The organism is Rahnella sp. WP5, from assembly GCF_000745615.1.
GTDB classification, from domain to species: domain Bacteria; phylum Pseudomonadota; class Gammaproteobacteria; order Enterobacterales; family Enterobacteriaceae; genus Rahnella; species Rahnella aceris.
Window position 1 is genome coordinate 332,579 of the sequence record NZ_JQJR01000006.1, and the last position, 14,671, is coordinate 347,249.

A 14,671-nucleotide genomic window follows, 5' to 3' on the forward strand; every position below is an offset into this window, starting at 1 on the left:
TAAAGATATAAATTTGAATACGCAAAAAAACACGAAAAAACGCATAGCAAAACGGGCGCCATCCGGCGCCCGTTTTAGTGACTGCAATATTTGCAGAATTTATTCTTTGTCGCCCAGCAGAACGGATTCCAGCGCGATTTCGATCATGTCGTTGAAGGTCGTCTGACGTTCAGCGGCAGTGGTTTGTTCGTGCGTACGGATATGGTCGGAAACGGTACAGATGGTCAGTGCTTTCGCGCCGAATTCTGCGGCCACGCCGTAGATACCGGCGGCTTCCATTTCCACACCCAGAATGCCGTATTTTTCCATCACGTCGAACATTTGCGGGTCCGGCGTGTAGAACAGGTCAGCGGAGAAGATATTGCCTACGCGCGCGTTGATGCCTTTGGCTTTCGCCGCGTCAGCCGCGTTGCGCACCATGTCGTAATCAGCGATAGCCGCGTAATCGTGGTCTTTGAAACGCATGCGGTTCACTTTGGAATCGGTACAGGCACCCATGCCGATCACGATGTCGCGCAGTTTGATGTCGGCACGCACAGCACCACAAGAACCCACGCGGATGATTTTTTTCACGCCGAATTCAGTGATCAGCTCTTTGGCATAAATTGAGCAGGAAGGAATGCCCATGCCGTGGCCCATCACGGAGATTTTGCGGCCTTTGTAAGTGCCGGTGAAACCCAACATGCCACGCACGTCGTTCACCTGCTTAACATCCTGAAGGAACGTTTCCGCGATGTGCTTAGCGCGCAGCGGATCGCCCGGCATCAGCACGACGTCAGCGAAGTCGCCCATTTCAGCATTAATGTGTGGAGTTGCCATCTTCTTATTCCTTAATCAGCGAGGTGTCATATTCATTATAAAAAACGCGGCCAGTATAAGAGACTGGCCGCGTAAGAAAAGTATCAGAGCATGGATTTGCCGTAATCCATCGGTGACAGGTCGAAGTATTTAGCGACTGTCTGGCCGATGTCCGCGAAGGTTTCACGGTGACCTAATGAACCTGGTTTTACTTTCGGGCCATAGATTAAGACCGGAATGTGCTCACGGGTATGGTCGGTGCCGCGCCAGGTCGGGTCACAACCGTGGTCAGCGGTGAAGATGATGATGTCATCTTCTTTCACCAGTTCCAGCAGTTCCGGCATACGGCGGTCAAACAGTTCCAGCGCGGCAGCGTAGCCTGGTACGTCACGGCGGTGGCCGTAAGAGGAGTCGAAATCAACAAAGTTGGTGAAGACGATGGTCTTGTCACCCGCTTCTTTCATCTCTTTGATCGTCGCGTCAAACAACGCATCCAGGCCGGTAGCTTTCACTTTTTTAGTGATACCAACCTGCGCGTAGATGTCAGCGATTTTACCGACAGACACCACATGGCCGTCTTTCTCATCCACCAGCTTTTTCAGGATGGTCGGAGCCGGTGGTTCAACCGCTAAATCATGACGGTTACCGGTACGTTCGAAGTGACCGGCTTTGTCACCGATGAACGGACGGGCAATCACGCGACCAATATTGTAGCCACCTTCAGTCAGTTCTTCACGGGCGATTTCACACAGTTCATACAGGCGATCCAGCCCGAAGGTTTCTTCGTGACAGGCAATCTGGAAGACGGAGTCGGCTGAGGTGTAGAAAATCGGCTTGCCGGTTTTCATGTGCTCTTCGCCCAAATCATCCAGTACCACGGTACCGGAAGAATGGCAGTTGCCGAGATAACCCGGCAGATTAGCGCGCTCAACCAGTTTATCCAGCAGTTCCTGCGGGAAGCTGTTGGTCGTTTCACTGAAGTAGCCCCAGTCAAACAGAACCGGCACACCGGCGATTTCCCAGTGGCCTGATGGGGTGTCCTTACCGGAAGACAGTTCGCTGGCATAAGCATACGCACCGGTAATTTCAGCATTACCGTCCATGCCGTCAGGAATTTTACCGGTAGATTCTTCCGCAGCTTTCGCCAGCCCCAGACGGGTCAGGTTAGGCAGATTCAGAGGGCCTTTGCGGCCTTTGTCCGCATCGCCACGCGCACAGGCAGCTGCGATATGGCCCAGCGTGTCAGAACCGGCATCGCCAAAGCGCTCGGCATCTTCACTGGCACCGATACCGAATGAGTCTAACACCATGATAAATGTACGTTTCATTTTGCTCTCCTGCGAATGGTTACGCATTGGGTCACGCGGAACTGCCGCGCACCTGATCAATCTTAAATGGGGGCGATTTGGCCTGAAATCAAGCGTTACCACCGATCCGGCGGTAAACCACCGACGTGCTTTCCGGCGCTTTGTCGCTCAGGACAATGGCCGCACGCACTTCCTGCGCCGCCTGCTGCCAGGCCGCTTCACTGTTCGCGTGGATCATCGCCAGTGGCTGACGGGTATCCACTTGCTGGCCAAGCTGCGCCATATGGGTCAGACCGACGCTGTAATCGATAGCATCGCTGGCGCGGCGACGTCCGCCACCCAGTGAAACGACGGCCATGCCCAGCGCACGGGTGTCCATCGCGCTGACAATCCCGTTGCCTTCGGCGTAAACCGGTTTGCTCAGCGTGGCCTGTTGCAGATAACGATCGTAATTCTCGATGAAATCGGTTGGGCCTTTCTGGGCGGCAATCATGCGGCCAAAGACTTCTGCGGCTTTGCCGTTATCCAGCACGGCCTGCAACTGACTGCGGGCGTCGGCGTCATCTTTTGCCAGTCCTCCGGACAGCAGCATTTCAACACAGAGCGCCATTGTCACTTCCAGCAGACGCGGATTCCGGTATTCACCCGTCAGGAAGCGCACGGCTTCGCGCACTTCCACCGCATTCCCTGCGCTGGATGCCAGCACCTGATTCATGTCGGTCAGCAGCGCCGTGGTTTTACAACCTGCGCCATTCGCCACATCGACAATCGCCTGCGCCAGATCTTCGGATAGCTGGTAAGTCGGCATGAAGGCGCCGGAGCCGACTTTGACGTCCATCACTAACGCATCCAGCCCTTCGGCCAGTTTTTTGGCGAGAATCGAAGCAGTGATCAGCGGGATAGAATCGACAGTTGCGGTGATATCACGTGTCGCATAGAAACGCTTATCCGCCGGAGCCAGCGAGCTGGTCTGGCCGATAATTGCCACGCCGACATCCTGAATGATGCGGCGAAAACGGCTGTCATCCGGGAAAATATCGAAGCCCGGGATGGCTTCAAGTTTATCCAGCGTACCGCCGGTATGACCGAGGCCGCGGCCGGAAATCATCGGCACATAACCGCCGCATGCCGCCACCATCGGCCCCAGCATCAGGGACGTCACGTCACCCACACCGCCGGTCGAATGTTTATCAACGATCGGGCCGTTGAGGTTGAGCGATTTCCAGTCCAGTACAGTACCGGAGTCGCGCATTGCCATGGTCAGCGACACACGCTCATTCATGGTCATATCATTGAAATAGATAGTCATTGCCAGCGCGGCAATCTGGCCTTCTGAAACCTGACTGTCGCGAATACCATTAATAAAGAAACGAATTTCTTCATCGCTTAAAGGCTGACCGTCACGTTTTTTACGAATAATTTCTTGTGCGAGAAACAAGGTATCCCCCTGCCTGAGCTGAACGCTAAATGTAGATGCGAATACCGGACGCTGTAAAACAGCGCCACGGTATTGGCATAACAACAGTGATTAGTAGCTGCTGGTGGCTTTCTGGCCAGCGTGACCGAGAGTGGTGAGCAGGCTTGCCAGCAGACTGGATGCGCCGAAACGGAAGTGACGTGCGTCAGCCCATTCGCGGCCCAGCAGGCGATCAGCCAGTGCCAGATATTGCGCAGCGTCTTCAGCGGTTTTCACGCCACCGGCCGGTTTAAAACCGACAGCTTTGCCCACGCCCATCTCAGCAATCACGCTCATCATCAACTCAGCGCTGTGCAGCGTGGCGTTTTCTGGCACTTTACCGGTAGAGGTTTTGATGAAGTCAGCGCCTGCGTTGATGGCGATTTCAGAGGCTTTGCGGATCAGCGCATCCTGCTTCAGCTCACCGGTTTCGATGATCACTTTCAGCAGCACATTGGCAGCCGCACAGGCTTCTTTGCACTGTTTCACCATCTCAAAACCAATCTGCTCGTTACCGGCAATCAGCGCGCGGTACGGGAAGACCACGTCAACTTCATCGGCACCGTAAGCAATTGCCGCGCGGGTTTCTGCCAGCGCAATCTCAAGATCGTCATTACCGTGCGGGAAGTTGGTGACGGTGGCAATACGGATGTCCGGCGTGCCTTGCTCGCGCAGGGTTTTACGGGCAACAGGAATAAAACGAGGATAAATACAGACAGCAGCGGTGTTACCTGCCGGGCTTTTCGCCTGGTGACAAAGCGCGATCACTTTTGCATCAGTGTCGTCTTCGTTCAGGGTGGTTAAATCCATCAGGTTCAGCGCACGTTGCGCTGCGGCGGTTAAATCGGTCATATAACTCTCCAACAATTTTCAATTCCAGCGACCGGCCGGGACTGAGCATACAGTCATGAATTCGTTCCGGCGTTTAACGTCGGCAAGAGAATTCTGCACGTTGGCGAGCGGACTTGGTTCCTTGAAGATAGCGTGCGTAAGCGGCGTGGAACGGCTTACGTGGCAACTGAGATCCTTCTCACCGCGCTTGGACTGGCTGACGCCAGTTCGTTGTGACTATTTGAACACGTCACATCAGGTTCCTGTGTGCATTATTTCACACAAAATGAAAACCGATTGCAACGTTGCTTGGCTAAATGAGACCTTGGTCACAATTATTAGCCCTTATGCTCAGTATTCGACCCTTAATAAGAGTGTATACCCGAATCATGACAAACGGAGTTCGGGTGGCCACACCGCGATCACCAACCGGCGATCTTACGAGCAATGTTATAATAATAACATTTTAAAGAGAAATGAAATCGCAATACGCCAGAAACCCTTTCTGGAAAGGTTTCTATACGTCAGGGTAAATGTTATTTAAATCACAAAATTAAAATTTCGACGGTTTACCGGGAAGGGAGATTAAAGATGCGGCGGGTATTGTCGAGCAGTGCAAGAGCAATCTGTTCCGGCGTTTCACTGCGCAGGCTGCACAGAATGTCGAACACGGTTGCCGCCCGTTCCGGGCGATTAGGCTGCCCCTGAAACCCCTGCAACGGCATATCCGGCGCATCGGTTTCCAGCAACAATGACGAAAGCGGTAATTCTGCCATCACATGACGGGTTTTCTGCGCGCGTTCGTAGCTGATAGTGCCACCCACGCCTATCGCAAAACCCAGTTTGATAAACGCCTGCGCCTGAGAAAGACTGCCTGCAAACCCGTGCACTACCCCGGTTGCCGGCAGTTTTGCCTGACGCAGCAGCGCCGCCAGCTGATCGTGGCTGCGACGGGAGTGCAGGATCACCGGCAACATCTCACGCTTTGCCAGCGCGAACTGCGCTTTCAGCAACCGCTGTTGTTGCTCAAACTTCGGCGCTTCCATGTATAAATCCAGGCCGATTTCCCCGACTGCCACCAGGCGTGGATCCCGCTGGCTGAGCAGTGAATCCAGTAAATCCAGACAACTGTCTTTATGTTCGGCGATATAAAGCGGATGCAAGCCCAGCGCGGCGTGCAATTGCGGGAATTTTTCGGCCAGTGTGAGAATGCCGCTGAAACGGTCAGACGTGACCGCCGGAACAATAATCTGCCCTACGCCAGCTTCTGCGGCGAGGCGCAGGCTTTCCGTTTCCGCGCCGGTAAACGGCGGAAAATCGAAATGACAATGCGTATCGACGAAGGTGAAACTCACAGATTTTCGCCCTCACTGGACGGATAATTTTCTGATGACGCCGGACTTTCCGGTGGCGGCATGTCTGAGGATGCGTGCTGCGGTTGCGGCGCACTGACCACGTTGTCTTTAAAGGCTGCCGGACGCACCATACCGCCGTCGGCGACCATATCCGTCAACACGGCTGGATCCAGAATGATTTGCTCAACCGTACTGACCGAAGCAGCCAGCGGGATCACATTTTCCGGTTCATCCTGCGGCACGATAACCTGTTTTGGCTGGCGGAATATCCGTGGTTCGATTTGCGGATGAGGGCGCTCGTTTTCACGCGGTAACAGCCAGTGTGCCGCAGCAGAAAGGAAGTACCGTCCGCAGCGACGGCCAAGATGGTAATCCTGATTAAGCGCAGGCAGACGACTGCCAAGCGCGTGGCTGGCCAGCGGTTTTGGCGGGAAGATTTCGAAAATACGCACATCGTCCGGCGGATTCTCAATAAATTGCTGAATGCGGTGATAACTTTCTTCGTGGTGCTGCATCATGCGCACCAGTTGTTGCAGGCTGCTTTCACTCAGCCATTGCTCCATGCGCTTCATCCATTGCGGTGTATAGAACATCGCCGAAGGCACGGTACGGATGACCACAATGGTATCCGCGCCACGGCGGTACGCTTCTTCAACCGGGATCGCGTCACTGATGCCTCCGTCCTGATAGCTGACACCATCCAGATCCACACCCATGCGGTAAAAGCCCGGAATAGCACTTGAGGCTTTGATCACGGGTAGCCAGTTTTCCCGCGTCGGCGAGAAATAATTGGCCGCATAATCATCACTGCGACAGGCACACATCAGGAATTCCCGGCCGTCGATCAAAAGCTTTTCAGCACTGTCCATCGCCAGCGGCATGTTTTTGGCCGTTTCTTCAACCAGCCAGTCGAGATCGATAAGATGTCCGCCACGCACAAAACGCAGCGGGTTGAAAAAGTCAGGGCTGGTGGTGTAGCGGGTGATCACCCTTCTGGCATAGCCGGGCTGCCCGCAGACGAAAGCAGAGAGATTTTGTGCACCCGCAGAGGTGCCCAGATATAAATCAAAGGGATTGAAACGCGCGCGCTGAAACTCATCCAGCACGCCTGCCGTAAAAATGCCTCTCTGCCCGCCGCCTTCGCACACCAGGGCAATCTTCCCCGGCATATAGGGTTTGTACGCCAGCGGTTCTATATTCCCCAGCGTGACAGGTATTCTGTATCCCAACGCATCGTCCTCACGCAAATGGCCCCACTCAGTTGGCCTTCATTTCAGAGCATACCTCGTCTTCCTGCTTTGCGTAGATTTCTTGCCAAAATCGGGCGACAAAATCGTTACGTCCTGTTAACGGCCAGATTGTACACATAAAAGAATCGCCCCCTTCAGTGAAGGGGGCGATGTCATTAATTAACACATTTTGGCATCACTGGAATGATGCGGTCAGAGTCGTTTACGACCGGTAAACAGGCTGACAAGAAACAGAATGATACCGACTACGAAGACGATTTTTGCAGCCCAGGCCGCTGTACCCGCCAAACCACCGAAACCGAGAGCCGCCGCGATCAACGCGATGATTAGAAAAATAATGCCCCAACGAAACATAAGCTTCTCCTTTACCCTATTTTCACTTTGCCATTTTAAAAGGTTGTGCCCCGCTTCGGGCCGGACTCATTGTGAAACATTTGCCTTATGACGCTTTATCAACCGACAGCATGCCGGTAACAAAAAAATGCTTACCTAATAAAGGTAGTCGAAAAATGAAAGTCTTAGCGTTTCCGACACAATATTTTTCTGACAGCAGGCAAATCTCGTCCAACACAAATCTTCAGCGGGCAACGTAAATGTAATTATGTGTTATTCAAAAAATGAAGCGCCCTGCCCGTGGGAAGGCGCTTCGTACTACAGACAGAGCACGTGATCGTTATGGTGCGACTTTCAGGTCATTTTTGACGCTTTTCACGCCATCAACGGTTTTCGCAACGCTTTCAGCACGGTCAGACTGTGCCTGATCTTTCACTGCGCCTGAGAGCTGTACCACGCCGTCGGTCGTTTCGACTTTCACGTTACGTGACGGGACAATGTCATCCGCCAGCAATTTGGCTTTTACAGAAGCCGTGGTCGCGCTGTCACCGGCATAGGCCTTAACGCTTTGATCTTTGCTGTCTTTGGTATGCAGTTTGTCGCTGACGGATTTAACACCTTCAACTTTGGTTGCCGCAGCAACAGCCTGCTCGGCTTCAGCCTGCGAACTGACAAAACCACTCAGCGTAACAACACCGGAATTCGTCGTGACGGAAATATCGCTACTTTTAATGGCTTTATCATCTACCAGAGCACTTTTCACTTTTGCTGTGATAGCGCTGTCGCCCATGTAGTTATCAACTTTCTTCATGGAACTATCGATTTTTGCACCTGCGCTATCTGTAGTCGTCGTTGCTGCCAGAGCGCTACCGCTCATCAGTGCGGTACCCAGAACTACGGCCATCATTGAATAGGCAAATTTAGAATTTTTCATCGATTTCTTCCTTTTGGTTTATGAGCCTTGTTGCGACTCTGCACGCCACATTCTTGGTGACGCCTTATAACAAATTGTATTGCTGCTGTTTTTACTTCCGTTGTAGCAGAGTACATCGTTTTATTCTGGCTTTTAATCACCATCCGACATAACTCTCTATTGAGTGACTTTAAAGCAGTGCTTTAAGCCACCCTGTCCTGAACACACATTTAATATAGTCAAGAATGTTCAGATTAGTAGGGAGATCGTCGAATATGGCCTCTAATGCAGACAAGTCCGAAGGTTTACGCCAAAATTTGCGCAAAATATCGGCATATTGATAACAAAGCCTAAGATCCGGAAGGATATCAGATAAAAAAATGGCTCCCTTTACAGGAGCCATTGGAAAATTATTGCGTTAGAAATCAGTCTTCGGTGGTGAAATTACTGTTTATCCCACGCATCCTGCCAGTTAGTGCCGGTCGCAGGAGCATACGCCCAGGCCGCCTGACTACACCAACCGGAGTATGGGAAAGGCTTACATTGATAGATGCCACCATCACTGCCTAATACCCGGGTTCCCGCGACGTATTTCTCACTACTTTGCGGATAAACATACTCATAATCCGCTGCCGCTGTTTTGGCTTTTACCAGAATCGTGGTCGTTGCAGTATCGGTTAAACGGGTGTTATCGGTCACGGTCACGTCAACAGTAAAGCGCGTATCAACTGTCACTTGTGGTGCATTGATCACTTCAGTGTTGGATGCTGCCCCCTGAGCCGGTGCGACTGGCAATCCAGCCGGATTAGTCCACTGATAATGTAAATCAGCAGCCTGCGTATCCGGATCTGTCACTTTTGCTGTCAGCGTCAGCGATTCACCTGAAGTCACGGTATACGTGGATTCAAGGGTAACGGACGGTGCAACAGGCTTAGACGCATCAATCACATTCACGCTGGTTTGCGCTGTGGTGCTGCCTTCGCCGTCACTCACGGTCAGCGAGAAGGTATACACCGCATTGGTCACCGGCTGCGCCACGCTGAATGTCGCTTTTGCAGCGTTGCTGTTTTGCAGCGTCACTGCTGGCCCGGAAACTTGCTTCCACTGATACGTCAGGGCGTCGCCTTCTTTATCGGTGCTGGCTGAACCGTCAAGCGTGATAACAGCGGTTCCATTAACCTGCTGAGCAATACCGGCATTAGCGACCGGCGGCGTATTGGTTTCTACCGGTGCCGGTGAACCGCTGGTGATTGGCGCAAAGATTTCGCTGTAAGCGTACATCGGAGCCTGTTCCGGCGTCATACCACTGTGTTCCGCAGAAACTTGCCCTGAAACACCCGGCTGATCACGCGCCACAGACCACGCACCGATCATACCCAGGCCATAATCTTTTGCCTGCTGATAAACCAGACGCGCATCGGAAAGATAGAACACTTCTCCCTGCACATCGTTATAGCCAATCATCGGCGTTGTCCCCAGCATGGCGTAAACCTGTGCGGCGCTCTTCTCAGGGTATAAACCTTTCACCTGAGTGAACAGATTATCGATGGCAGAAGTGGCACATTTACCGTGAATATTCTGACCTTCAGTGTTGGCTGACTGACATTGCACGTTGCCGTAATCCATCGCCATCACGTTAATCCCGGTCAGCACGACGCCCTGATCTTTGGCATCCTGCAACACTTCCATCCCTTCATGGGTTAAACCGGTTGGCAGAACAGGCAGGGTATACCAGACACCGATGTGACGGCCTTCGGCAGCCCAGCGATCCTGTACTAATTTGACGGCGGCATTGCGGCGCTGAATAGATTCTTTATCAGCCAGCCAGTTTCCTTCGATATCGAAGTCAAGCACCTGCAGGTTCAGGTTTTCGACAATGTCATAATAATGCTGTTGCAGATCATTCACGTTATTACAGGCTGCGGCCAGAGGCGCATTGTTCGCGCCGCCGATCGACACCATGATATCGCCACCTGCTTCACGCAATGCTTTGATTTTGCTGTATTGCGCGTAGTTGGTAACGCTGTAAGCGGTGCCCCACGTCGGTACACAGGTGTTAGCATCTTTAGCGACCATAAAGGCCATGGTGAAGTGGTTAACGTTCTGGTTTTTCGCCAGACCGACAAGGTCAGGCTGCATATTTAAGGTGAAATCGACATAAGGCGCATAGAACTGAGCAGGCCACGGATTTTTCGGCGTACCCACGCGCTCTTTCGTGCCGCTCCAGTCCATATATACAGCCCACGGTGAAACATCGTCAGGTTTAACTTTCTGAACTATTACAGAAGACTGATAGTTTTTGCCGTTATATTTCACTAATGAATTAGCAGGATATAAGGTATCGATATTCAACGTTGGCGCGTTATCAATTTGATCCTGAGAGTAGGTTTGAACCGGACCTAAAGGTTTCCACGGATGGCCATTATTTCCGTCCGGGTTCTGATTAGCCGTCAGCGACGGATCATTATTAATGGTGTAAAACAGAGCTTCATACATAACTCCGTCTTTCTGAACTTTATCACCCTGATTATAGGTTGCACTGCTGCTCCAGACCGGCGTCGGTGCATACACTACCCACGGGTTATTTTCTGCTGGTGCGAAACTGTGAGCAGGCGTTGGTTTAGACGTTTTGTATGTCATGCCATTTGCCAGAACAATATCACCGGCTAAATAATCACGGCTGCTGTCATAATCGACATAATTATTCTGCGTGCCGTCACCGGCAATCTCACAAACGGTCGGGTTGCCATATTGGCTCATTTCAGTCGCAGATGCGTCGCGCACCTTACGCCAAGGGTTGGCACCTTGATCTTGTTCCGCTGTGCCCGGGCAGTTTGTCGCACCGACCCACCAGGTATTTGAGTAAACACTGCCGTCAAAGATGACTTCAAAGGTGTCACCCCCTTCCTGTCCGTTCCAGGCTTCAAGGGCAAAAGCGCTGGCTGAAGCCATCGTCAAACCGGCAACACAGAGCATCTGTGTGATTTTATTCATTCTCATAACTACATTCCTTATATATATATCATTGCCATGGCGGGATATTCATAGAATACATATATGTTTCGCGAGAAAACCTATTGTAATTCCTGTGAAATTAAGACTTTTGTTACTATTTCATAAACAAAAAATATTAATTACCCCCAAAACATATTAAATAAATATGAGGTAATTTATTCACCACACATAATGGCATATCTATTAAGGAATGGACTCATCTAAACATAACTAATCGCACTAATAATTAAAATTAAGATTATTTAATAAGTCAGGTATATTTTTCATCAAAAGGCATACAAATATATAATAAATACTTTGCCTTAACAAAATAAATTAATATATGTTTTATTAATACAAAATTAAGAAACAATAAAAAAGGCGACATCAAAGTCGCCTTTTCAGAAACAGGAATGAATTAATGTTCGCGTGTTTTACGGAATTTCACTTCAGGATAACGTTCTGAAGCCAGATTCAGGTTCACCATAGTGGGTGCGATATATGCTAAGTTATCGCCGCCATCCAGTGCGAGGTTGGTTTCGTTCTTGCGTTTAAATTCTTCGAATTTCTTCACGTCGCTACACTCCACCCAGCGGGCGGTCGAGACATTCACCGATTCGTAAATCGCTTCCACGTTGTATTCGCTTTTCAGACGCGCCACGACCACTTCAAACTGCAGCACGCCGACCGCTCCGACAATCAAATCGTTGTTGGCGATTGGGCGGAAGACCTGTACCGCGCCTTCTTCTGAAAGCTGTACCAGCCCTTTCAGCAACTGTTTCTGTTTCAGCGGGTCACGCAGGCGGATACGGCGGAACAGTTCAGGGGCAAAGTTAGGAATGCCAGTGAACTTCATGTTCTCACCCTGAGTAAAGGTGTCGCCAATCTGAATTGTGCCGTGGTTGTGCAGACCGATGATGTCGCCCGGATAGGCTTCTTCAACGTGTGAACGGTCACCAGCCATAAAGGTCAGGGCATCGGAAATCACGACGTCTTTACCCGTACGCACCTGACGCAGCTTCATGCCTTTTTCATATTTGCCGGATACCACACGCATAAACGCCACGCGGTCACGGTGTTTCGGGTCCATGTTGGCCTGAATTTTAAACACGAAACCTGTGAATTTCTCATCATCAGCTTTCACTTCGCGCAGGTCAGTTTTACGTGGCATCGGCGCAGGAGCCCAGTCCACCAGACCATCAAGCATATGGTCGACACCAAAGTTACCGAGCGCGGTACCGAAGAATACCGGCGTCAGCTCACCTTGCAGGAAAGCTTCGTGATCGAATTCATGTGATGCACCCTGCACCAGTTCCAGTTCGTCACGAAGTTGCGCAGCCAGATCTTCGCCGACGGCAACATCCAGCTCCGGATTGTTCAGGCCTTTGACCACGCGAACTTCCTGGATGGTGTGACCTTTACCGGTCTGATACAGATACACTTCGTCTTTATAAAGGTGGTAAACCCCTTTGAACAATTTACCGCAGCCGATCGGCCAGGTAATCGGAGAACAAGCGATCTTCAGCTCGCGCTCCACTTCGTCCATTACTTCCATCGGATCGCGGATATCGCGGTCGAGTTTGTTCATAAAAGTCAGGATCGGCGTATCGCGCAGACGGGTCACTTCCATCAGCTTACGGGTACGATCCTCGACACCTTTTGCGGCGTCGATAACCATCAGACAGCAGTCAACGGCAGTCAGGGTACGGTAGGTATCTTCGGAGAAGTCTTCGTGCCCCGGGGTATCGAGCAGGTTAACCAGACACTGTTTGTACGGGAACTGCATCACGGACGTGGTGATGGAAATACCACGTTGTTTTTCCATTTCCATCCAGTCGGATTTGGCGTGATGGCTGGAGCCACGGCCTTTTACAGTGCCGGCTGTTTGAATGGCCTGTCCGAATAACAGAACCTTTTCGGTAATGGTCGTTTTACCGGCATCGGGGTGAGAGATGATGGCAAATGTGCGGCGCTTAGCCACTTCAAGGGCGTATTCACTTGGAGACATGTTTTTCACGTTTCTGCGGTTGGTCCGCCCTGCATAGGATTCACATCACGTCAGAAGGTGACGTCAGGCAAAGCGGTAATAAAAGTTATAGCCGGCTATTTTCACTGATTTAGACGGGATGGGCAATCAATGGTTTTTTTGTGTGGTGTGACTAAGAGAGCGCTTTAGAAACGGAAGTCGGTTGAAAGTGCGGCCCAGTGTTCTTGCAGAACTATTTTATGTTCTTCAAGCATCGGTAACTCCGTAAGCAAATCTGGCCAGCATTTACGCGCAATTTCAATGGCTTCATCAAGATGCACTTCAACGGCAGACCATGGTACACCAATTCTTTCAGCCCAGCGCTTGAAGGTCTGCATATTAATCACACTCCATCGTTTTTCTTTTGCCATATTCAAAGCCACACCATCTTCCCTCTTAACGTAGGGTTTGGTAGAAACAATGTCATAGGCAGGTGAAAGGACAGCGTCCACTCGATTGGGGTAGATCACCGTCCAGTTTTTTAGATGGGCATCCCCATTCGCCACTAAAATGTTCGCCAACATCCGGCGCGCCATCTGCTGAATATCGATGATTCCTCCTGCACCGACTCTATAAAGAGCACGACCAATATCGTCGTAGCTATAGCCCTTATATTTATTCCGCGCATAAACCTGAAAAATCTGTGCAAAATCCTCAGTATGCACGCGCCCTTCGTCCGTGCGGTCAAAGCGACGAATCGCGTAAGCATAAGGCTCATCAGGTAAAGGGATATCAGGTAAATTGACCAAATTTCGGAGCTCGACAAGCTTAATCTCAGGGATATTGACACCGATTACCTGCGCTAATTTCATCGCACTAAATTCATTCTCAGGCACTGCACGATGTGCCGTTGACGGAGTTTTGATAATCCAACTGTCTCCCCCGACAGCCGTACTCACGTTGAAACGGCCATCTTGTCGTAATGCAGAGAACTTCATCTGAACACCTGCCAGAGAAAATTTGTCGGTGCTATGCGAAACATCAATTTGAACGGCTTCCAGTTTGTCGCCACGAGATGTCAGCGCCCAGCCAGGTATTTCGCCCCCCTTAAGTGGCACGGCGGTTATCCCACCGGGCAGGTTGTTACCGGCATAGGCCAGTAATGGGAACTCATCGTCATGATGGACTTTCAGCGTCAACGCCATCCATTCTCGCAATGCGCCTTCTGACAACAAATTTGAAAGAACCGGGGGAAGCTTGTGAAAACTGATAAGCGGCTTATTGAGATATTCTGCCCGCACTTTTTGCGTCAATGTAAAAACGGGACGCTGACTGATGGGTAGTTCAAGATACTCCGGGGCAAAAGATAGGATATTTCGGCTGCCCGCATAATGTGCTAAAACCCCTACACACTGCTCATCAAGATACAGTGCTAAAGCCTCGACTGACTCCACCAGCTTCTCCATGT

Annotated in this window: 11 protein-coding genes; all 11 read right to left on the bottom strand. The window is 51.1% G+C overall.

Features of this window, described 5'->3' with window-relative positions:
• Window positions 1-99: 99 nt before the first annotated feature.
• Window positions 100-819, bottom strand: coding sequence for a purine-nucleoside phosphorylase (gene deoD, locus EX31_RS04050; RefSeq protein ID WP_013577098.1), 720 nt, complete (start codon window positions 817-819; stop codon window positions 100-102).
• An 83-nt stretch (window positions 820-902) separates the two neighbouring features.
• Window positions 903-2,126 carry a phosphopentomutase gene (gene deoB, locus EX31_RS04055; RefSeq protein ID WP_037033486.1) on the bottom strand — a complete coding sequence of 408 codons (1,224 nt, stop codon included), beginning with the start codon at window positions 2,124-2,126 and terminating at the stop codon, window positions 903-905.
• Window positions 2,127-2,214: 88 nt separating this feature from the next.
• On the bottom strand, window positions 2,215-3,543 hold the full coding sequence (deoA, locus tag EX31_RS04060; RefSeq protein ID WP_037033487.1) for a thymidine phosphorylase: 1,329 nt from the start codon (window positions 3,541-3,543) through the stop codon (window positions 2,215-2,217).
• A 90-nt stretch (window positions 3,544-3,633) separates the two neighbouring features.
• On the bottom strand, window positions 3,634-4,413 hold the full coding sequence (gene deoC / locus EX31_RS04065; protein WP_013577101.1) for a deoxyribose-phosphate aldolase: 780 nt from the start codon (window positions 4,411-4,413) through the stop codon (window positions 3,634-3,636).
• A gap of 548 nt (window positions 4,414-4,961) precedes the next feature.
• Complete coding sequence (locus tag EX31_RS04070; RefSeq protein WP_037033489.1) at window positions 4,962-5,747, bottom strand: TatD family hydrolase; 786 nt, start codon at window positions 5,745-5,747, stop codon at window positions 4,962-4,964.
• Window positions 5,744-6,916: a patatin-like phospholipase family protein gene (locus EX31_RS04075; protein WP_369794760.1), complete on the bottom strand. Its 1,173-nt coding sequence runs from the start codon at window positions 6,914-6,916 to the stop codon at window positions 5,744-5,746. The genes EX31_RS04070 and EX31_RS04075 overlap by 4 nt, the downstream gene beginning before the upstream one ends.
• A gap of 273 nt (window positions 6,917-7,189) precedes the next feature.
• Window positions 7,190-7,351: a DUF1328 domain-containing protein gene (locus EX31_RS25130; protein WP_013577105.1), complete on the bottom strand. Its 162-nt coding sequence runs from the start codon at window positions 7,349-7,351 to the stop codon at window positions 7,190-7,192.
• Between the two features lie 319 nt (window positions 7,352-7,670).
• On the bottom strand, window positions 7,671-8,264 hold the full coding sequence (gene osmY, locus EX31_RS04080) for a molecular chaperone OsmY (protein ID WP_037033492.1): 594 nt from the start codon (window positions 8,262-8,264) through the stop codon (window positions 7,671-7,673).
• A 423-nt stretch (window positions 8,265-8,687) separates the two neighbouring features.
• Entirely contained in the window at window positions 8,688-11,243 is a 2,556-nt protein-coding gene (locus EX31_RS04090; RefSeq protein WP_037033496.1) for a PKD domain-containing protein, read from the bottom strand.
• A gap of 412 nt (window positions 11,244-11,655) precedes the next feature.
• Entirely contained in the window at window positions 11,656-13,245 is a 1,590-nt protein-coding gene (prfC, locus tag EX31_RS04095) for a peptide chain release factor 3 (protein ID WP_013577108.1), read from the bottom strand.
• 164 nt (window positions 13,246-13,409) lie between these two features.
• On the bottom strand, window positions 13,410-14,669 hold the full coding sequence (locus EX31_RS04100; RefSeq protein ID WP_037033498.1) for a type II toxin-antitoxin system HipA family toxin: 1,260 nt from the start codon (window positions 14,667-14,669) through the stop codon (window positions 13,410-13,412).
• Window positions 14,670-14,671 lie beyond the last annotated feature (2 nt).